This window comes from Pseudophaeobacter leonis (assembly GCF_002087335.1).
Classification (GTDB): Bacteria; Pseudomonadota; Alphaproteobacteria; order Rhodobacterales; family Rhodobacteraceae; genus Pseudophaeobacter; species Pseudophaeobacter leonis.
This window is the reverse complement of the sequence record NZ_MWVJ01000001.1, coordinates 103,047-122,676: the sequence shown is the minus strand read 5'-3', so window position 1 is coordinate 122,676 and position 19,630 is coordinate 103,047. Positions and strand designations below refer to the sequence as shown.

The 19,630-nt window shown below is 61.4% G+C and carries 14 protein-coding genes and 4 pseudogenes; 12 read left to right on the top strand and 6 right to left on the bottom strand.

Going from position 1 to position 19,630, the window contains the following annotated elements:
• Positions 1 to 51: 51 nt before the first annotated feature.
• Entirely contained in the window at positions 52 to 1,044 is a 993-nt protein-coding gene (locus B4968_RS00570) for a porin (RefSeq protein ID WP_083095765.1), read from the bottom strand.
• 401 nt (positions 1,045 to 1,445) lie between these two features.
• Between B4968_RS00570 and B4968_RS00565 the strand changes: the two genes are divergently transcribed.
• The 5 genes and pseudogenes from B4968_RS00565 (at position 1,446) to B4968_RS00545 (ending at position 6,932) form a co-directional block, all read left to right on the top strand.
• Positions 1,446 to 1,934 (top strand): DUF3576 domain-containing protein, encoded by a 489-nt coding sequence (locus tag B4968_RS00565; protein WP_083095763.1) that lies wholly within the window; start codon positions 1,446 to 1,448, stop codon positions 1,932 to 1,934.
• A gap of 109 nt (positions 1,935 to 2,043) precedes the next feature.
• A pseudogene (gene leuS / locus B4968_RS00560) lies at positions 2,044 to 4,669 on the top strand (leucine--tRNA ligase).
• Positions 4,656 to 5,176: pseudogene (gene lptE / locus B4968_RS00555) on the top strand (LPS assembly lipoprotein LptE). The pseudogenes leuS and lptE overlap by 14 nt, the downstream one beginning before the upstream one ends.
• Positions 5,173 to 6,201 carry a DNA polymerase III subunit delta gene (holA, locus tag B4968_RS00550; protein WP_083095762.1) on the top strand — a complete coding sequence of 343 codons (1,029 nt, stop codon included), beginning with the start codon at positions 5,173 to 5,175 and terminating at the stop codon, positions 6,199 to 6,201. The pseudogene lptE and the gene holA overlap by 4 nt, the downstream one beginning before the upstream one ends.
• Positions 6,202 to 6,340: 139 nt before the next feature.
• A pseudogene (locus B4968_RS00545) lies at positions 6,341 to 6,932 on the top strand (glutathione S-transferase family protein).
• A gap of 37 nt (positions 6,933 to 6,969) precedes the next feature.
• Here the strand turns inward: B4968_RS00545 and B4968_RS00540 are convergent.
• The 3 genes and pseudogenes from B4968_RS00540 to B4968_RS00530 all read right to left on the bottom strand — a co-directional run bounded on the left by B4968_RS00540 (position 6,970) and on the right by B4968_RS00530 (position 9,724).
• Positions 6,970 to 8,181 carry a TIGR03862 family flavoprotein gene (locus B4968_RS00540; protein WP_083095760.1) on the bottom strand — a complete coding sequence of 404 codons (1,212 nt, stop codon included), beginning with the start codon at positions 8,179 to 8,181 and terminating at the stop codon, positions 6,970 to 6,972.
• Between the two features lie 183 nt (positions 8,182 to 8,364).
• Positions 8,365 to 8,979 (bottom strand): enoyl-CoA hydratase/isomerase family protein, encoded by a 615-nt coding sequence (locus tag B4968_RS00535; protein ID WP_083095759.1) that lies wholly within the window; start codon positions 8,977 to 8,979, stop codon positions 8,365 to 8,367.
• Positions 8,976 to 9,724 (bottom strand): annotated as a pseudogene (locus B4968_RS00530) (SDR family oxidoreductase). The gene B4968_RS00535 and the pseudogene B4968_RS00530 overlap by 4 nt, the downstream one beginning before the upstream one ends.
• 142 nt (positions 9,725 to 9,866) lie before the next feature.
• Between B4968_RS00530 and B4968_RS00525 the strand changes: the two are divergent.
• The 5 genes from B4968_RS00525 (at position 9,867) to lpxK (ending at position 15,844) form a co-directional block, all read left to right on the top strand.
• Positions 9,867 to 11,387 (top strand): DUF2125 domain-containing protein, encoded by a 1,521-nt coding sequence (locus tag B4968_RS00525; protein ID WP_083095856.1) that lies wholly within the window; start codon positions 9,867 to 9,869, stop codon positions 11,385 to 11,387.
• A gap of 125 nt (positions 11,388 to 11,512) precedes the next feature.
• Positions 11,513 to 12,859, top strand: a complete 1,347-nt coding sequence (locus B4968_RS00520; RefSeq protein WP_083095757.1) for a TldD/PmbA family protein — start codon at positions 11,513 to 11,515, stop codon at positions 12,857 to 12,859.
• Positions 12,846 to 13,652, top strand: a complete 807-nt coding sequence (locus B4968_RS00515; RefSeq protein ID WP_083095756.1) for an inositol monophosphatase family protein — start codon at positions 12,846 to 12,848, stop codon at positions 13,650 to 13,652. Before B4968_RS00520 ends, B4968_RS00515 begins: the two co-directional genes overlap by 14 nt.
• Before the next feature lie 28 nt (positions 13,653 to 13,680).
• Positions 13,681 to 14,853, top strand: a complete 1,173-nt coding sequence (locus B4968_RS00510) for a 3-deoxy-D-manno-octulosonic acid transferase (RefSeq protein WP_083095755.1) — start codon at positions 13,681 to 13,683, stop codon at positions 14,851 to 14,853.
• Positions 14,840 to 15,844, top strand: a complete 1,005-nt coding sequence (gene lpxK, locus B4968_RS00505; RefSeq protein ID WP_083095753.1) for a tetraacyldisaccharide 4'-kinase — start codon at positions 14,840 to 14,842, stop codon at positions 15,842 to 15,844. Before B4968_RS00510 ends, lpxK begins: the two co-directional genes overlap by 14 nt.
• A 95-nt stretch (positions 15,845 to 15,939) precedes the next feature.
• Here lpxK and B4968_RS00500 read toward each other — a convergent pair whose 3' ends face one another.
• Both B4968_RS00500 and B4968_RS00495 read right to left on the bottom strand, forming a co-directional pair.
• Complete coding sequence (locus B4968_RS00500) at positions 15,940 to 16,611, bottom strand: DsbA family protein (RefSeq protein ID WP_083095751.1); 672 nt, start codon at positions 16,609 to 16,611, stop codon at positions 15,940 to 15,942.
• Positions 16,608 to 17,135: a DUF721 domain-containing protein gene (locus B4968_RS00495; RefSeq protein ID WP_083095750.1), complete on the bottom strand. Its 528-nt coding sequence runs from the start codon at positions 17,133 to 17,135 to the stop codon at positions 16,608 to 16,610. Before B4968_RS00495 ends, B4968_RS00500 begins: the two co-directional genes overlap by 4 nt.
• Positions 17,136 to 17,221: 86 nt before the next feature.
• Here B4968_RS00495 and B4968_RS00490 point away from each other — a divergent pair, with 86 nt between their 5' ends.
• Together B4968_RS00490 and B4968_RS00485 are read left to right on the top strand one after the other, a co-directional pair.
• On the top strand, positions 17,222 to 18,322 hold the full coding sequence (locus tag B4968_RS00490; RefSeq protein ID WP_083095748.1) for an A/G-specific adenine glycosylase: 1,101 nt from the start codon (positions 17,222 to 17,224) through the stop codon (positions 18,320 to 18,322).
• 120 nt (positions 18,323 to 18,442) lie between these two features.
• Positions 18,443 to 19,579 (top strand): alkane 1-monooxygenase, encoded by a 1,137-nt coding sequence (locus tag B4968_RS00485; RefSeq protein WP_083095746.1) that lies wholly within the window; start codon positions 18,443 to 18,445, stop codon positions 19,577 to 19,579.
• Positions 19,580 to 19,630 lie beyond the last annotated feature (51 nt).

Genomic DNA, 19,630 nt, shown 5'->3' with positions numbered 1-19,630 from the left:
GGCGAGCTCTGTAAAGAGCCCGCCCCCAATTCACGCTAAGCGTATATCAGCTTAGAAGCTGAAGTATACACCAGCCTGGAACTGGTTGTCGTCGTCAGCTTCGTCAACATAGCCAGCAACGAAGGTCGCGCCGCCACCCAGGTCGTACTGGTAGTTGATGCCGAAGGCTGTGCCGTCAGCTGTGTCAGCTGCGGTAACAGTACCAGCAACGTCTGTGGAGTTAACCCAAACGGCCAGGTTGGAAGCTGCGCCGATATCCATGCTACCCTGCAGGGTAACCGAGTCAGCCGCGTCGGTGGAACCGTAAGCGATACGTGCACCGAACTGACCGAAGTCACCGCCGGCTGCAACTGCTACGATGTCGTTAGCTGCAACGGAAGAGGACTGAGCCGACGCCGATACATAGTAATCGGAGAAGGAGTAAGTCAGCATCAGAGCGCTACGGTCTTCGCCGCCTGCGGTGCCGGCAACGGTGCCGCCGTTACGCTGGCTGTAGGAGAAGTGACCGGTAAAACCGCCTGCAGCGTACAGAGCTTCGATACCGTTTACGCCCATGCCGTCGGAGGAATATGCATCCCAGTTCCATGCGGTACCGGTGCGGGATTTGATGACGAGCGAGTGGAAGCCCATGCCGTCAACGCCTGTGCCAGCGGCACGTGCGCCAGTTACATACAGACCAGGCATGTTTTCAACAGCGCCGATGATGTTGCCGACGTTGACGGTCAGGCCGCCATAGGTCACGCCAAAGCGTGCGCCGTTAAAACCATTGTCGCCACCAGGTGCGCTACCGGCTGGGTTGCCGTCACGGCTTTCGGACTGCATACGAACACGAGCGTTGAAGCCAACACCGCTGTCTGCTTCAGTCGACATGTCGACCTGCAGACGCAGACGGCTGGTGATGTTGGTTTCGGAAACGCCAACAGCACGCTCGTTAGCGGAGTTGTAGTCCAGACCAAAACGGCCGTAACCGGACAGACGGACGTCAGCAGCTGCCATGCCGGCAGTGGCGATCAGCGCGGTAGTCGCGAAGAGAACCTTTTTCATCGATTTTTCCCTCGGTTTTCAATTCTGATGCCCAAACCGGGGAATCCGGTGTGGGTATGACAAGTGGTTTCGCTTTTTCACCCCCATTTTGGCAAGGGCAGCCCATCTGCCAGCCAGCATTGCTCTTTCGGATGGTGCAGCTTTGCCACAGTCTTGCAGCCAGGCCTCCCTTTGCCACTGGGAAACATGCCAAATTGTTAAGGGCACGATGCTTTACCTCACAAAACAGATCGACAGTTCAAAGGCTCTCTCGCGGCCCGATTTCACGAACATTGAACTGGGACTATATATAACAGCCTGCGGATTCGATTCGCGGGATACGGCCTCCAGACGCAAAGCTCTTGCTCCGCTGCCCGCCGATACGATAGGAGTGCCGCAAGAGACTGCTGCCAGGAGCGACGATGACACCGCATAAGATTATTAAGACTACCCTGTTGGGGGTTTTGTGCTTTGGTTTAGTTGCCTGTGGTGGGCGCGCAGGCCGCGTGGCGCCAACCGGGCAGGCGTCGCAAGAGTTTAACGATGACATTGCGAATGCAAAAAGCGACAGATCCTCGATTTGGGACCTGTTTGGTGGTGCCCCGGACCAAAAGGTCCAGGTAAACCGCTACCTGTGGAATGCCAGCCTGGATGTGCTGGAGTTTTTGCCGGTGCAGTCGGTTGACCCTTTCACTGGTGTGATTGTGACCGGATACGGCACCCCTCCCGGCAGTGGCCGCGCCTATCGCGCCACCGTGCATATCAAAGACCCGGCGCTGGATGCGCGGTCGCTGAACGTTTCCTTGCAAACCAAGGGTGGCCGGGCCGTCAGTGCATCCACAACACGCGCTGTTGAGGATGCCATCCTGTCGCGGGCCCGCCAGCTGCGCATCGCAGACAAGAACCTCTGACCCGCAAAGACACTGCTGAAACAGAGCCCCGTTTTCAGTATGACATGTCTTCAGTATTACATGCGCCGGGTCACCACCCGGCGTTTTCATTCTTAAAGGACCTCTTGTGATGTCGCGCTACGCTGCCACCGAAATCGAAGCAAAATGGCAAAAAGCCTGGACCAAAGCTGGTATTTTTCAAGCCGAGCGCAGGCCCGGCAAAGAAAAGTACTATGTGCTTGAGATGTTCCCCTACCCCTCGGGGAAGCTGCATATGGGCCATGTGCGCAACTACACAATGGGCGATGTTGTGGCGCGCTACAAAATGTCGACCGGCCACAACGTGCTGCACCCTATGGGGTGGGATGCCTTTGGAATGCCTGCGGAAAACGCCGCCATGGCCTCTGGTGGCCATCCCAAGGACTGGACCTACGCCAATATTGCCGCGATGAAAGAGGAAGATGAAGCCGCTTGGCCTCTCGCTCGACTGGTCGCGTGAATTTGCCACCTGTGATCCGGAATACTATGGCCAGCAGCAGGCGCTGTTCCTGGACTTTCTGGACAAAGGTCTGGTCTATCGCAAAAATGCCGTGGTGAACTGGGATCCGGTCGACATGACCGTTCTGGCCAACGAGCAGGTCGAGGCGGGACGCGGCTGGCGTTCGGGCGCGCTGGTAGAGCGGCGTGAGCTGACGCAGTGGTTCTTTTAGATCTCCGACTACTCGGAAGAGCTTTTGTCGGGGCTGGACGGGCTGGACAACTGGTCCGCCAAGGTGCGCCTGATGCAGGAAAACTGGATCGGCAAGTCCCGCGGGCTGCAGTTCGGCTTTGAGCGCTGCGACGGTGGAGAGGCGATTGAGGTCTATACCACCCGCCCCGACACCCTGATGGGCGCGTCCTTTGTGGGCATCTCGCCGGATCACCCCATCGCCAAAGAGCTGGAGAAATCCTCTCCAGAGGTCGCCGCCTTTGTTGCGGAATGCCGCAAGGGGGGCACCACCGAAGAGGCCATCGAGACGGCAGAAAAGCTGGGCTATGACACTGGCATTCGGGTGAAACACCCGCTGAACCCGGATTGGGAGCTGCCGGTCTGGATCGCCAACTTTATCCTGATGGACTATGGCACCGGCGCGATCTTTGCCTGCCCGGCCCATGATCAGCGCGATCTGGATTTCTGCCGCAAATATGACCTGCCCGTGCTCAACGCCTTTTTCATGCCCGATGACGCCGCACCGGTTGCCAACGAGGCCCTGGTGCCCGCCAAATCGGAAAAGGTGCGCTGGGTCGACCATTTTGCCGGCCTCACCGAGGCCACCGGCGAAGAGGCCATCAACGCCACTGTCGACTTTGCGGAACAGGCAGGCTGGGGCGAAGGCGTCACCAAATTCCGCCTGCGTGACTGGGGCCTGTCGCGTCAGCGCTATTGGGGCTGCCCTATCCCGGTGGTGCATTGCGCCGACTGTGGTGTTGTGCCGGAAAAGAAAGAAAACCTGCCCATCGCGCTGCCCTATGATGAAGACGGCAAGGCGATTGATTTCTCGGTGCCCGGCAACCCGCTGGACCGTCACCCCAGCTGGCGCAACTGCGCCTCCCCCGCCTGTGGCAAGCCCGCCCAGCGTGAAACCGACACCATGGACACCTTTGTTGACTCGTCTTGGTACTTTGCCCGCTTTACCGCACCACACGCCGAGACGCCGACCGATCTGGAGGAAGCCGCCTACTGGATGAACGTCGACCAGTATATCGGCGGCGTTGAGCATGCGATCCTGCATCTGCTGTATTCGCGCTTTTTTGCCCGCGCCATGAACATCTGCGGCCATCTGCCCGACAGCGCCAAAGAGCCATTCGATGCCCTGTTCACCCAGGGCATGGTGACCCATGCGATTTATAAGAGTACAGAAAATGTCTTCCACAAGGACACCGACTGGAATTCCAACGATTCCAACGCAAGACTGCCTGCGTACTCAAAATCCACCTATTACTACCCAGAAGAGGTGGAGTTGCGGGACGGGCGCGCCTTCCTGAAAGAGGGCGGTGCTGAGGTCACAGTGATCCCCTCGGCCAAGATGTCGAAATCCAAGAACAACGTGGTCGACCCGCTCAGCATCATCTCGGCCTATGGCGCGGATACCGCCCGCTGGTTCGTGCTGTCTGATTCCCCTCCCGAACGGCACGGGGAATGGACCGCCTCGGGACCCGAGGCCGCCTATAAGCACCTGAACCGCGTCTGGAAGCTCTGCGACAAGATCGCCGCGATGGAGCCCGGTGCCGCAGGTCAGGGTGACGAAGAGCTGCTGCGCGAGATGCACAAGGCGATCCGCGATGTGACCCTTGGTGTCGAAAGCTTTGGCTTCAACGCCTCCATCGCGCGGCTCTATGCCTTTACTAACGCTCTGGCCAAATCCAAGGCCGGACAAGCGGCGCAAAAACAAGCCATCATGGTGCTGGCGCAGCTGATGTCCCCCATGACACCGCACCTGTCCGAGGACATCTGGGCGCATCAGGGCGGGACCGGTCTGATCACCACGGCACCCTGGCCGGTCGCCGATGAGGCCATGCTGGTCGAGGCAAGCGTTACCCTGCCCATCCAGATCAATGGCAAACGCCTCGGTGAAATCACCGGGGCCGCCGATCTCGACAAAGCAGAGGTTGAAAAACTCGCGCTGGCGCACGAAGCTGTGCAAAAGGCGCTGAATGGTGGTGCCCCGAAAAAGGTGATCGTGGTGCCCGGTCGTATCGTCAATGTCGTTGCTTAAACGCCCTCTGCTAACCCTCACTCTGGCCGCCGCTTTGGTGGCCAGTGCCTGTGGCTTTACGCCGGTCTATGCCCCGGTCGGCGGCGGCAATGCGCTCTACGGCCAGGTCGTGATCCCGGTGCCGGATCAGGCAGACGCCACCGGCGATTCAAATGCCTATTTTCTCGTCCGCGACCTGGAACAACGTCTGGGGCGCAGCAGTTCTGGCAACTACCAGCTTAACCTGACGCTATCGACCCGCTCGGAAGGGCAGGCCATCACCGCCGACAACTCGATCACCCGCTATTCAATTCTCGGCGCGGCTGGCTACAGCCTGATCCGGCTGTCAGATGGCATGGTGATCTCCAGCGGCACCGAGAGCAATTTCACCGGCTATTCCGCCACGGGATCCACTGTTGAAACGCTGGCTGGTGACGCGACGCCTTTGAGCGCCTGATGCGCATCCTTGCGGACCAGATCACCGCCCGCCTGCTTGCAACTGCGGATATCACCGCCAGCGCCGAATGAAGCTCTCGCCCCGCGACACGGATGCCTATTGTGGCAAGCCCGATCCCAAAAAGACCGGTCTGCTGATCTACGGCGCCGATGCCATGCGGGTGGCGCTGAAACGACAGCAGATGCTCGCCGCCCTTCTTGGCCCCACGGCGGATGAGGAAATGCGCCTGACACGGATGTCAGGCAGTGATCTGCGCAAAGAGCCGGCCCAGTTGTTGGATGCGGTAAAGGCCGTTGGCTTCTTCCCTGGCGCCCGCGCCGTGTTTGTCGAAGAGGCCAATGCCACCGCCGCCCCCGCCATTCTGGCCGCCCTTGAAGAATGGCAGCCGGGAGATGCGCAGATTGTGGTCACGGCTGGTCAGCTCAAGGCGACCTCGAAACTGCGCAAAGGCTTTGAGACGCATTCAAACGCCTATGCCACAGGCATCTATGATGACCCGCCATCGCGGGCTGAGATAGAGCGCATTCTAAGCGCGGCGCACATTAGCGATGTGCCAACCGACAGCATGTCGGCGCTGACGGATATCGCCAATGACATTGGCCACGGCGATTTCTCCCGCATGATCGAAAAACTGTCGCTGTATAAATATGACGATGACACTGCCTTGTCGCTGGATGACATTCAGGCCGTGGCGCCGCAATCCACCGAAGCGGCACTGGATGATGTGCTCAACGTGGTGGCCGAGGGGCGCACGCCAGAGATCGGCCCGCTGATCAGCCGGTTGCAGTCGCAGGGCACCAATGCGGTGACGCTCTGCATCGGCGCCACCCGACATTTTCGCACGCTGTATACCGTCGCCGCCGCGCCCGGCGGGCCAGCCCAGGGCATCGGCGCTCTGCGCCCGCCGCTCTATGGTAAACGCCGCGACCGGGTGTTGCGCCAAGCCCAGAACTGGGGCGCTGACCGTCTGCAACGCGCCCTGACCATCCTGACGGACACCGATCTTATGCTGCGCTCGGCAGGCCAGACGGCACCGGCGCTGGCCCTGATGGAGCGCGCCCTGATCCGGTTGGCCATGCTGGGCCGCGCCCGCTAATCACGCCCGTTAGTCACGCACGGTAATCACACCCGCAATCGCGCTTTGCGGTCAATGGCCTCATCGCGCCCTGATCCGGGCTTGACCTCTCCTTCCCAGCCGCCATCCTGCGCAGCACAGCAAATAGGGAGAGACCTGCATGTATACCGTTACTGGCAATCCGATGACCCGAACCTTTCGGGTGATCTGGGCTTTGGAAGAAATGGGCCTGCCCTACGAGCTGAACCCGGCGTCACCACAAAGCCCCGAGGTGCTGGCGCTCAACGCGTCGGGCAAGGTGCCGGTGCTGCAGGAGGACGGCGAGACCCTGACCGACTCAACGGCGATCCTCACCTATCTTGCGGACAAACATGGAGCACTCACCGCCCCCGCCGGCCCGCTGGCGCGGGCCCGTCAGGACTCGATGACGCAGCTGTGCCTCGATGAGCTGGACGCGGTGCTCTGGACCGCCGCCCGCCCATAGCTTTGCCCTGCCAAAGGAGCAGCGGGGGCCCGAGATCAAGCCGAGCCTGAAGTGGGAGTTTTCCCGCAACCTCGGCCGGATAGAACAGAAGATCAAAGGCCCCTTTGTGATGGGAGATGCATTCACCATCGCCGACATCGTCCTGACCCACTGTCTGAACTGGGCCTCTGGCGCCAAATTTCCCATCGAAAGCCAGATCGCGCTGGACTACGCCAAGGCAATGCGGGCGCGCCCGGCCCATCAACGCGCTGCTGCGCTGGCAAAATAGCCGACAATAGCCCGCAATAGCTGACTGGCCAGATCTCTCAGTCGGCTGCCAGATAGCGCACTGCGCCCTGTCCGGCCCAGCGTCCGGTGGCAAAACACGCCGTGAGGAGGTAGCCGCCGGTCGGCGCCTCCCAGTCCAGCATCTCCCCGGCGCAAAAGGTGCCGGGGATTTTTGTCAGCATCAAATCGGCGTTCAGCGCGGACCAATCCACCCCGCCGGCGGTCGAGATCGCCTCATCCATAGGACGCAGCCCGGCATGTTTGACCGGCAGCGCCTTGATCAGCGCCGCAAGCTCATTTGGATCCTGAGGCAGAGGGCGGCCAAATTCCTGCAACAGCGCGGTGCGGGCAGGCCCCAGCTTCACAACCCGGCGCAAATGGTTTGTCAGGCTGGATTTGCCACGCCCGCGCGCCAGACGGCTAACGAGCTCTGTCTGGCCAAGATCCGGCAGCAAATCAACGCTAAGCGCCGCCCCGTCCCGCACAGCCGCACTGACCGTATAGATCCCGCCCCCTTCAAGACACCGCGCCGAGATCACCGCCTCACCGCGCGCCCAGATCTTTCCCGCCTGCCATTTTACACCCTTCACCGGCTGGCCAAAATGCGGATGCATATGTGCCGACCAGTCAATCAGCAGCCCAACATTGGCGGGCTTGAACGGTGCCAGCGCCACCTCGCGCGCCGCCAGCTGATCAGCCCAGGCCCCGTCCGAGCCCAGCCGCGCCCAGCTGGCACCGCCCAGCGCCAGCACTGTTATGCGCGCCTTGATTTTCTGCGGCCCCTCTGGCGTGTCAAAACACAGCGCATTCTCGTGTCCACCACCCCCTGCCCAGCCAGTCCAGCGCCAGCGGCTGCGCCAGGTCACACCCAAGCTGTCCAATTGCGCCAACCAGGCGCGCAGCAGCGGCGAGGCCTTCATTTTTTGCGGAAACACCCGGCCAGTAGAGCCGGTGAACAGCTCTTGCTCAAGACCTCGCGCCCATGCCTGGATGGCCTCGGTGCCAAAGCCAGTGACCATCGGCGTCAAAGCCCTGGCAGCGGCGCCGTAGTGCGGCAAAAGCTGCTTGAGAGGTTCATCCTTGGTGAGGTTGAGGCCGGATTTGCCGGCCATCAGAAACTTGCGCCCCAAGGAGGGCTTGGCTTCGACCAGCAAAACCCGGTGGCCAGCTGCGGCGATCTCAGCCGCAGCCATCAACCCGGCAGGCCCGCCACCAATCACCACTGCATCCCAAACCTGATCCTGATCCATGTCACCCTCGTACCAACGTGCCTTTGCACCGCATCTACGGCAGATGCGCACAAAAGACGAGGGTGGGAAACAGATCAGGCGCGCTGCTGCTCAGGCCGGCAACAGGTCGGCGGCAGCAGCTCAGACCGGCAACAGGTCAGTTCAGCAACAGGTCAGGCCAGCACCCCTATGACAGCCCAGCGGTCAGCCCCGGCACATGGCCAGAATACCGCTGGCGACCTCGGGCCTCGCGGCCAGCGCGTCATCCAGCAGCGCGCGGGCCTGATCCATCAGTGCCTCAGGCTCTACCAGACGGTCTATCAGACCCCAGGCGCAGGCCTCGGGGGCCTCAACCTTTTGGCCTGCCGCCAAAATCATCTTGGTGCGGGCCGGCCCAATCAGCGCCGCCATCCGGCCGGCATCCGAGGGCTGCGGCAGATAGCCCAGCTTCATCACCGGGTAGAAAACCTTGGCCGTCGGCACCGCAAGGCGTATGTCGCAGGCCAGCGCCATGCCGTTGCCCCCCCCTGCCAGCGTGCCGTTGAGGGCCGCAATCTTGAGACAGGGCAGATCCGCCACCGCTGCTGACAGACGCTCCCAGACCGTTGAGGTGGCAAGCCCGGCGCGGGCCTCATCCAGATCGGCGCCGGCACTAAAGACCTTGCCTGTGCCGGTCAGAATGAACCCGCGCGCCACCTGCGCCCGGGTTGCAATCTCTACCAGTTCCTCAAGCATCGCTGCGGTCAGCGAGTTTGCCTTTTCCGGGCGGTTGAGGGTGACAGTCCAGAGCCCGGCATCAGAGATGTCGAGGTCAATCATATCAGGCCAACCCGGCGGCGAATGCTGTCCTCACGCAGGGCGATCTCCTGGCCGCGGAATTCATCGGCATCGGCGCTGCACATCCACAGCAGGGTTTTGGCAGGCCATTCAGCGGGAACATGATCGTTCCAGTCAATCTGGCTCACCGGGTTGATGCCGCTGGATTTGATCTTACGCTGCATCTCGGTGGCAACGGTGCCCGGCGACAGGCTGAGAACCCGGATGCCATTGTCGCCCTCTTCCAGGTGCAGCGCACGGGTCAGCATCAAAACACCGGCCTTTGACGTACAATAAGCGCTCCACCTTCCAGTGCGTTATAGGCCGCGCCAGAGCCGATATTGATAATGGTGCCGCCATTGCCCGATTTCATCAGCGGCAGCGCGGCATGGATGCCGTTGAAGACGCCCTTGATGTTGATATCCATCAGCTGGCCCCAGGCCTCGGGGTCCGAGTCTTCGATACGGGCAATCGGGTCGATGACCCCGGCATTGTTGATCAGAATATCAAGACTGCCGAACGCCTCATGCGCCTTTTGCAGCGCTGCGGCCACGGCGGCAGGCTGTGAGACATCACAGGCAAAGGCCAGCGTGTTTCCGCCGATCTCCTCGGCCAGTGCCGCGAGACTGTCGGCGCTCCTTGCCAGCAAGGCCAGATTGGCACCTGCTGCTGCAAAAACCCGCGCCGCATCTGCGCCTATGCCCCGGCTGGCACCGGTGATGACAACTGTTCTACCCTTGATATCCATCAGATTAGTCTCCAAATTCGCTCTTTGCGGTTGTGGTAAACTGCTTGGGGGGAACGGTCCAGCCCTAGGCCCCCTTGACCCCACAAAGCATGCAGTTGACCATATGCCCATTAAATTTGCAGTTTTGCAGAAAGGTTATCCCATGACAGTTTTCCTCGCGCGCGGTACGAGCGCCGCTGCGGTCCTGATTATTTCCGCCCAAGGTGCTTTTGCCGATGTCAGCGCCCAGGATGTCTGGTCTGACTGGAAAGCCTATATGACCGGCACAGGCTACACCGTGACCGGCACCGAATCCCAGTCGGGCAATGTGCTCACGGTCAGTGACATCTCGATGACCATGCCGATCCCGGAAAACGGGGAGAGCTTTGATCTGACGATGGCCGCGATTGAATTTGTCGAAAATGGCGATGGCACCGTCAATGTGCTGCTGCCCAAAGAATTCCCAATGGCTGTTGCAGGTGAAGGCGACGGCGAAAAATTCTCGGTCGAGATTATATACAGCCACGATGGCGCGCCGATGGTGGTCTCTGGTGATACCTCTGCGATGGCCTATGACTATGCCTCCAGCACAGCCACGGTCACGCTGGGCAAAATCAATGCTGACGGCAAAGATATCCCGGCCGATCACCTGTCTATGTCCGTTGTGCTGAATGAGATCTCGTCCAAGACAAACATGCAGATTGCGGGTCAGCGCAGCTATGATCAGGCGATGTCGGTGGCCGAGCTCAGCTATGATATAAATTTCAAAGACACCGATTCGGATGACAGGGGCACAATCACGGGCAGCATTCAGAACCTCACCGGCAAAGGGGTCAGCGTCATTCCAACCGGTCTGGAAAATCCGCTGCTGCTCGATCTGGTCAAGGCAGGCTTTAATGTTGACGCGGACCTTGCCTATTCCGGCGGCAACAGCGCGATTTCTGTCACTGGCAGCGACAGTTTTGATATGCAGACCAGCTCTAAGGGCGGCAATTTCGGCGTAACCATGAGCGCAGAGGGCCTGTCCTATGATGTTGGTCAGCGCGACATCACGATAGATGTCTCCGGTTCCGAGATCCCCTTCCCGCTGGCGCTCACCATGGCGGAAACCGGCTTTAAACTGCTGATGCCGGTCAACCCTTCCGATGAAGAGCAGGATTTTGGCCTCGGCATCACCCTGCGCGATTTTGCGGTTCCTGACATGCTTTGGGGGATGGTGGATCCCACCGGCACCCTGCCGCATGATCCGGCCACGATTGTTCTGGATCTCGCAGGCAAGGGCAAACTGCTGTTCGATATGTTTGACCCAAAGGCGGTTGAGGCGCTCGAAGATGGCGAACAAGACCCCGGTGAGCTGAACGCTGTCAGCATAAAACAGCTGTTGGTCTCTGCTGCGGGCGCAAAACTGACCGGCACCGGTGATTTCACCTTCAACAACGAAGATCTGGCGACCTTTGACGGCATGCCAGCCCCTGAAGGCGTCGCCAATATCCAGCTGGAAGGCGCCAATACTCTGATCGACAGCCTGATCACAATGGGCTTGCTCAGTGACAGCGACGCCATGGGCGCGCGGATGATGATGGGTATGTTCGGCGTGCCCGGCGACGGCGAAGACACTCTGACATCGGAAATCCAGGTTTCTGAGGACGGCAAAATCCACGCCAATGGTCAGCGCATCAAATAAGCCCGGCTTTTACAGCAATAAATCTCCTTCAGGGCCGCCGCGTGCGGCCCTTTTTTGTGCCACGCCCTTGCAGCAGCTGCCGGGTCTGGCTAGCTCTTGTTGCAACTCAATTTCAGTAGGTGCCCATGACCCAGTCCCCGCAAGCGCTTTGCCAAGCCCTGATTGATGCCGCCAAACGTGCCGGTGCCGATGGCGTCGATGCCATGGCAACCGAAGGCAGCTCTCTCAGCATCGAGGTCCGCGAGGGCAAACTGGAACACGCCGAGCGTTCGGAAGGAACCGATCTGGGGCTGCGAGTCTTTATTGGCCAGCGTCAGGCTCTGGTGTCCTCGTCCGACAGCCGCCCGGAACCCATGACTGCCATGGCCGAACGCGCCGTTGCCATGGCCCGTGAGGCGCCTGAGGATCCCTATACCGGCCTTGCCGCCGCAGATCAGCTGGCCCAGTCCTGGGATATCGACGCGCTGCAGCTTTGTGATCCAAGCGACGCGCCCTCTCCCGAGTCTCTGCAGCAAAATGCACTGGAGGCCGAGGCGGCCTGTCATGCCATTGAGGGCGTCAGCCAGGTGCAGTCCGCCGCGGCCGGCTATGGCCATAGCGCGATCTATCTGGCCACCTCCAACGGGTTTGCCGGCGGCTACCAGCGCACTGGTCGCTCCACCTCCTGTACGGCAATTGCCGGGACTGGAACTGAAATGGAGCGTGACTCCGACGGTGATTCCCGCAGCTTTCAGGCGGATCTGCGCAGTCCCGGCGACATTGGCCGCAGCGCCGGAGAACGTGCCGTGGCGCGCCTGAATGCCCGTCGCCCCCAGACCGGCGGCTATCCGGTGCTGTTTGACGAACGGGTCTCCTCCTCGCTGATCGGGCATGTGCTGGCCGCCTCCAACGGCGCGGCCATTGCCCGTGGCTCTTCCTGGCTGCAGGACTCGCTGGGAGAGCTGGGGCTGCCAGAGGCGCTTTCGGTGATTGAAGACCCGCACCGGCCCCGCATTTCCGGCTCGCGGCCCTTTGATGGCGAAGGCCTTGCCACGCAGAGGCGCAGCATCGTGGCAGAGGGCGTGCTGACAGGTTGGACGCTGGATCTTGGCCGAGGCCAGAAACTGGGGCTGCAAAGCACCGGCAATGCGGCGCGCGGCATTGGATCGGTTCCCTCGCCGTCAAACTGGAATGTCGCCCTGACACCGGGAGAGCAAAGCCGTGAGGAACTGGTCGCCGCGATGGGGACCGGCCTTTTGGTCACCTCGCTGATCGGATCCACCATCAACGCCAATACCGGCGACTATTCCCGTGGCGCGGCCGGCTACTGGGTCGAGAACGGTGAGATCGCCTATCCGGTCAATGAATGCACCATCGCCGGCAACCTGCGCGATATGCTGATGCGGATCATTCCGGCCAATGATGCGCGGAGCTATCTGTCGCGGGTGGTGCCCTCGCTCCTGGTCGAAGGAATGACCCTTGCCGGCAGCTGACGACCTCACCCTCCTGACCCGCGCCGCCGAGGCGGCTGGTGACATTGCCCTGAAATACTCTGGCCCCGCTGCCCGGCGCTGGGACAAACCGGGTGGTCAGGGACCTGTCACCGAGGCCGATCTCGCGGTCAATGCCATGCTGGAAGAGATGCTGCCACAGGCGCGCGCCGACTATGGCTGGCTGTCAGAAGAGAGCGAGGACACGGCGGCCCGCCTCAGCAAAGACCGCGTCTTTATCGTCGACCCCATTGATGGCACCCGCAGTTTTGCCGAGGGCTCAACCACCTGGGCCCACTCGCTGGCGGTGGCCACGCGCGGAGAGATCACCGCTGCCGTGATTTTCCTGCCGCAGCGCGAACTGATGTATCCCGCCGCCAGGGGGATGGGGGCTTTTGGCAATGGCACGCCCATCACCGTGGCCCCGCGCATGGCCTTAGAGCAGGCAAAGGTTCTTACCGCCAAACCAAACCTCCACAGCCGCCACTGGCTGGGCGGGGCCGCCCCGGGTTTTCAGGTCAGATACCGCCCTTCGCTGGCCTACCGGCTGGCCCGGGTGGCGGATGGGCGCTACAGCGCCATGCTCCCCCTGCGCCGCAGCTGGGAGTGGGATATCGCCGCCGGAGACCTGATCCTGCGCGAGGCAGGCGGCCTCACCAGCGACCGTTTGGGCGGCTCTTTGAGGTTCAACAACCCCACCCCTTTGCTGGAAGGGGTCCTGGCCGCCACCCCCGGTGCACATCTGGCCCTGCTGCAGGCGCTGGATCCACAGGGCCCTGGCATTCCGGGGCGATGATGAGCGGTCATGGCCCTGCATATGCAACATGACTGAGCCTCAGTCTCTGATGCGCCCCCCCGGCGAAGTCCTGTGGATCCATGCCACCACACTACAGCGCTATCTGGCGCTTTGTGACATCTGGCACCGGCTGAAATCCATGCGTCCTGATCTGGTTGTGCTGGCAACCTGGGAAGCCGGGATGGGAGAGGTGCCCGCGACTGAAGGCTGCGATTTCGCGCTTGGCCCGCTGCCTGCCGACCAATCTGCAGAAGCCAAGGCCTTCCTGACCCGGTGGCGTCCCGATCTGTGTCTTTGGGCCGGAGGTGAGTTGCGGCGGGGGCTGTTGCGGCAAATGCGGGAACAGGGGGTCTCAGCGCTGCTGCTGGATATTCGCGAAATGGAGCTACCGGCCCGCAAGCTGCGCTGGCTCCCCGACCAACGTCACCGCATGTTCAGCGGCTTTGACGCGGTGCTCACCCCCTCAAAGGCGGTGCGCAGCCAGTTGCTGCGGGGGGATCTTTTGCCCGAGCGCGTCCAGCTGACCGGCCCGCTGCGGATCTCTACCCTGCCCCCCAGCTGCAACCACGATGAGCTGAACGCCCTGCAACAGAGCTTGGGCAGTCGCCCGGTCTGGCTGGCGGCGCGGGTCCGCCTGGAAGAGCTGCCCAGCCTGCTGGATGCGCATCGCACCGCCCTGAGGCTGTTGCACCGGTTGTTGCTGGTGATTGCGCTGGACAGCCCGGATTGTCGCGACCGAACCCGTAGCCTGTTGCACACGCGGGGTCTGCAATGTGCCGATCGCGAGGCGGGTGAAGAGCCGAATGATTATACCCAGGTTCTGATCACAGACAGCGACAATCTTGGCCTGTGGTATCGGCTGGCGCCGATCACCCTGCTGGCCTCCAGCCTGCTCCCCGAGATGCCGGGCCAAAGCCCGCTGGATGCGCTGGCGCTGGGCTCGGTTGTGTTGCATGGGCCGGGCAATGGCACCCATCAGCAGATCTACGACCAGCTGTCGCAGGTGCAGGCAACAGAGCAAGTGAACAGCGCTCAGGAGCTGGCAGAGATGGTTATTCACCTCTCGGCTCCGGATCTGGCCGCAGAAATGGCGCTGGCGGGCTGGGCGGCGGTGACCGAGGGCGCAGTGATGACCGACCAATTGATTGACAGGATTCAGGATATGCTGGACCTGCGCGAGGAAAAAAATGCGTCCCCCTGAGTTTTGGAACAAACCCCCACAGGCCTTTGATCTGCGCGCCAGCCTGCTGGCGCCGCTGGGCTGGCTCTATGCAGCGGTCACCGCCAAAAGGCTGCGCGACACCCAGGGCTACCGTGCGCAGGTGCCGGTGATCTGCGTTGGCAACCTGAATGCCGGCGGGACTGGCAAGACGCCAACCGTGATCTGGCTGCTGGAGGCCCTGCGCAACATGGGCCACGAGCCACATGTGGTCAGCCGCGGCTATGGCGGCGCGCTGACGGGGCCGGTGGCCGTTGACCCCGGCAAACACCGCGCCCGCGACTGCGGCGATGAGCCCTTGTTGCTGGCAGCCTTTGGCGAGGTCTGGGTCTCGCGCGACCGGGCGGCAGGCTGCAGGGCCGCTGAGACGGCGGGAGCGACCGTCATTGTGCTGGACGACGGGTTTCAGAACCCCAGCGTGATCAAGGATCTGTCGCTGGTGGTGGTGGACGCCGCGCGGGGCTTTGGCAATGGTCGCTGCCTGCCTGCAGGACCCCTGCGCGAATCTGTGCCGCGCGGCCTGTTGCGGGCGGATGTGGTGCTCTCGATTGGCAACTCGCGCGCCCAGGACGCGTTTTCGCAGCTGTGGCAGGATAAACTGCTGGGGCTGCCGCATGTGCAGGCCGCACTGGAGCCATTGCAGACAGGTATGCCCTGGCAGGACACGCCAGTTCTGGCTTTTGCCGGCATTGGCCATCCGCAAAAGTTTTTCAACACCCTGCGCGACCTTGGAGCCCGGATCATCCGGGCCGAGGCGCTGGAGGATCACCAGCCGCTGTCTACGGCTCTGATGAACAGGCTTGAGGCCGAAGCGCGGCTGCAGAGCGCGCAGCTGGTTACCACCGAGAAAGACGCCGTGCGCCTGCCCGACAGTTTTCGCAACAAGGTGATCACCCTGCCGGTGCGTTTGCAGATAGCTCAGGCCGAGAGCCTGATGGCGCGTCTCAGGGAGATTGCGCCGCCGCCACCCTAGGGGCAGCCCTCATAGCACGTAGCCTGAACGACAAAAGCCCGAGGTCTCCCTCGGGCTTTGACTGGTCTGGTCAGCTCTCTTCAGGCTAATGCCTGTTAGCTGTCGAGCTCGGCATCAATCAGCGCCTTGAATTTCTCGTAGGACTGATTCTCGATCTTGGTGCCGTTCAGCAGGAAAGAGGGCGTCGACTGGATACCGTCTGCGGTGGCGTTTTCCTGATACCAGGCCGCCAGCGTCTGGGCCTTGGTGCCGTCCTGCAGGCAGGCCTCAAGCGTCTCTTTTTCAAGTCCCGCCAGGCCGCCGATCTTGCGCAGCGCGTCAATGATCTCGGAGGCGCCACCGGCACGGGTCCAGTCAGACTGGCCCTTGTAGATCAGATCGCTGATGCCAAAGAATTTCTCGGGGCCACCACAGCGCGCGATCATCGACGCCCAGAGACCATAGCGGTCAAAATAGACTTCGCGGTAGATGAGTTTCATCTTGCCGGTGTCGATATACTCTTCTTTCAGCTGCTTAAAGACGCCGGTGTGAAAATTGGCGCAATGCGTGCAGGTATAAGAGGCATATTCGATCATGGTCACCGGCGCATCTTCGGCGCCAAGGACCATTTCGGTGATGGTCGAGGTATCGATCTCGGCTTCTTGTGCAGAGGCGGCACCAATCAGAGGATTTTCGGGCAGCCGGGTTTGGCTGTTGTACCCTGTTACCGCATAGGCTCCGGCAGCAAGCGCCACCGCAGCAAAAACACCAGACATGAGACGGGTCATTCATACCCCTTTCGTTGAGTTTTTTGTTTTGTCAGCACATTGCGCCCCAACCGCTCAAGCGCGGCGCGCAGATCTTCGTTTTCAACCCCCTTGGCCGCCTTTGCTGCCTCGGCCTGATCCTGGGGATCCGCCTGCGCCAGCTTTTGCACCTTGGGGGCATGTTTGAACTCTACCTGGCCATCAGAGAAACCAATGGGTGCCGTCTGGGTGATCCAAACCTTGGAAATGGCGTTATAGCCATAAACGGCATTCACCTTTTCGCGCAGCCGCTCTTTTTGCATCTCCAATATTGGCGCGTTGGCGCCATTGGTCAGCACTGTAAGGGTGGCGCCAAAGGCGCTGCGGCCATAGCCGACCTTGACCGGCCGAGCGATGGCGGCAATATCGCTGCCGGCGATCTCTTCCCAATGGGTGAGCAGACGCGAGACCGCAAAGCCACGGCTTTCGCCCGCTTTACGGATCTGCTCGTTGAGGAGCCGGGAGGTTCGTGCGAACCCGCGTGTGCTGCTGCGCCTAAATGCCATTATTCTGGTTTTGCTTGACTGATCACCCTATTGTAAAGGGTCCTCTTACAGAGGCCAGCAAAACCACCACGTCAAAGGGGTAAAGAATGCGTGATTTAGACAGATCCCCGGATCATTTGGCGCCCGAGCATTTGGCCCCAGAGCTGCTGGCCTGGTATGATCGCAATGCCCGCGCCATGCCCTGGCGCACCTCACCTGCGGATCGTGCCCGCGGCGCAAGACCCGATCCCTATCGCATCTGGCTCAGCGAAGTGATGCTGCAGCAAACAACCGTGGCCGCCGTGACCGAGTATTTCCAGCGGTTTACCCGGCGCTGGCCCAGCGTTCAGGATCTGGCCGCCGCCGAGGATGCGCAGGTCATGGGGGAATGGGCCGGCCTTGGCTACTATGCCCGGGCGCGCAATCTGCTGAAATGTGCCCGTGTGGTTGCCACTGATCTGGATGGCCAGTTCCCAGACAGCTATGACGCCCTGCTGAAACTGCCCGGGGTGGGCCCCTATACGGCTGCCGCCGTAGCCTCGATTGCCTTTGATCTGCCGGAAACCGTGCTCGACGGTAATGTGGAGCGGGTGATGGCGCGACTGCACAACATTCATGCCCCCTTGCCCGGGGTGAAACCGGTGCTGAAACAGCACGCAGCAACGCTCACCCCAGTGGCACGACCCGGCGACTATGCCCAGGCGGTGATGGATCTGGGCGCCACCATCTGCTCTCCCAAAAACCCGGCCTTTGGCATCTGCCCCTGGCGCGCGCCCTGTCAGGCGCGGCTGGCGGGCACCGCCGCTGAGCTGCCAAAAAAGACGCCAAAACAGCCCAAACCCACCCGACTGGGGGCGGCCTATCTTGCCCGCAGCAGCGAGGGCTGCTGGCTGCTCGAGCGCCGCCCGGACAAGGGGCTTTTGGGCGGTATGCTGGGCTGGCCCGGATCCGACTGGAACGAGGCACCGGAAGAGCGCGCGCCCTTTGAGGCCGACTGGCAGGATCTGGGCGGTGAAGTGCGCCATACCTTCACCCATTTCCATCTCATCCTGCAGGTGAAAGTGGCGCAATTGCCCGAGGGGTTTAACATCACTCCCGGGCAGGAGGTGCTGTCGCGTCATGTGTTCCAGCCCAGCGAGCTGCCAACCGTGATGCGCAAAGCCTTTGACCTCTGGTCCGGCTCTGACTTTAATCCAGCCCAGGGCTGATCGGCGCGGGCTGCCACATTTGGTCGCCACTTCGGCCCCTTGGGTTTCGGGACAAACCAGCCTAGTCTCTGCCATATCTCATCTGGCCTGATCCAGGTCATTGGTTTTGGAGACTGATTGATGATCGCCGCTGACATTCTTCCACGCTGGCAATCCGCCCTGCCCTTCTGGATCTCCTTTCTGCTGTTGCCGCTGATCTGGAGTGCCGCGCTGTTCGGAGGCTGGGTCCTCCTGTTGCCGCCGCTGGTGACCTGGTATCTTTTTGCCGCCCTTGACGGCGTGCTGGGGCTGAACCTTGAGAATGCCGACCCCATGACCCCGGAAGAGGATCTCGACTGGTATCGCAGGCTGACTACGGCCTGGGTGCCGCTGCAGTTCATCAGCCTCTTTGGTGTGATTTACTACGTCAGTGACGGCAGCCATTTGTCCAGGCTGGAAAAGTTCGGCGTCTTTTTTGGCGTGGGCGTGGTGACCGGCACCATTGGCATCAACTACAGTCATGAACTGATGCACCAGCGCAACCGGCTGGAGCGTAATCTGGCGGATCTGCTGCTGGCCATGGTGCTCTATTCGCATTTCCGCTCGGAGCATCTGCTGGTGCACCACCGCTATGTTGGCGCCCCGCGCGATCCGGTCACAGCGCGCTACAACGAGGGCTTTCACCGCTACTACCCCCGTGTATTGCGGCAATGCTGGCAGTCCGCCTTTCGCGCCGAGCGTGAAAAGCTGGCGAAAAAGAAACTGCCCTGGACCAGCCGCAAGAACCCGTTCTTTCGCTACTGGGCGCTGCAGGCGGTGATGCTGCTGCTGGCCATCGCATTAGGCGGTCTCACGGGTCTGGTGCTGTTTCTGGTGCAGGCGGGTGTTGCCATCTGGCAGCTGGAACTGGTGAACTATGTCGAGCACTACGGGCTGACCCGCAAACATCTGGGTGAAGGGAAATACGAGCATGTGCGCCCGCATCATTCCTGGAATGCCGCCCACAAGGCCTCAAACTGGTTGTTGATCAATCTGCAACGCCACTCGGATCATCATTATCGCCCCGACCGGCGCTTTCCGCTGCTGCAAAACCATACGCCTTCGGATGCGCCGCAGCTGCCCTATGGCTATCCGGTGATGACAATGGCCGCGATGTTGCCGCCGCTGTGGCGCCGGATGATGAACCCGCGTGTGCGGCGGTGGCGGCAGATGTATTACCCCGAGATCACGGACTGGAGCGCCTACAACAAGGCAAAAACGCCGATGCCGCGCGCCTAGCAAACAGCAGGCCGCAGCCTGGAAAAATGGAACACTGTCGCCGCCTTTTGC

Bases quoted from the DNA above. Each gene is read 5' to 3' on its own strand.
- B4968_RS00570 (WP_083095765.1), bottom strand. From the start codon at position 1,044: ATGAAAAAGGTTCTCTTCGCGACTACCGCGCTGATCGCCACTGCCGGC.
- B4968_RS00565 (WP_083095763.1), top strand. From the start codon at position 1,446: ATGACACCGCATAAGATTATTAAGACTACCCTGTTGGGGGTTTTGTGC.
- holA (WP_083095762.1), top strand. From the start codon at position 5,173: ATGAAGCTCTCGCCCCGCGACACGGATGCCTATTGTGGCAAGCCCGAT.
- B4968_RS00540 (WP_083095760.1), bottom strand. From the start codon at position 8,181: ATGGATCAGGATCAGGTTTGGGATGCAGTGGTGATTGGTGGCGGGCCT.
- B4968_RS00535 (WP_083095759.1), bottom strand. From the start codon at position 8,979: ATGATTGACCTCGACATCTCTGATGCCGGGCTCTGGACTGTCACCCTC.
- B4968_RS00525 (WP_083095856.1), top strand. From the start codon at position 9,867: ATGACAGTTTTCCTCGCGCGCGGTACGAGCGCCGCTGCGGTCCTGATT.
- B4968_RS00520 (WP_083095757.1), top strand. From the start codon at position 11,513: ATGACCCAGTCCCCGCAAGCGCTTTGCCAAGCCCTGATTGATGCCGCC.
- B4968_RS00510 (WP_083095755.1), top strand. From the start codon at position 13,681: ATGACTGAGCCTCAGTCTCTGATGCGCCCCCCCGGCGAAGTCCTGTGG.
- lpxK (WP_083095753.1), top strand. From the start codon at position 14,840: ATGCGTCCCCCTGAGTTTTGGAACAAACCCCCACAGGCCTTTGATCTG.
- B4968_RS00500 (WP_083095751.1), bottom strand. From the start codon at position 16,611: ATGACCCGTCTCATGTCTGGTGTTTTTGCTGCGGTGGCGCTTGCTGCC.
- B4968_RS00495 (WP_083095750.1), bottom strand. From the start codon at position 17,135: ATGGCATTTAGGCGCAGCAGCACACGCGGGTTCGCACGAACCTCCCGG.
- B4968_RS00490 (WP_083095748.1), top strand. From the start codon at position 17,222: ATGCGTGATTTAGACAGATCCCCGGATCATTTGGCGCCCGAGCATTTG.
- B4968_RS00485 (WP_083095746.1), top strand. From the start codon at position 18,443: ATGATCGCCGCTGACATTCTTCCACGCTGGCAATCCGCCCTGCCCTTC.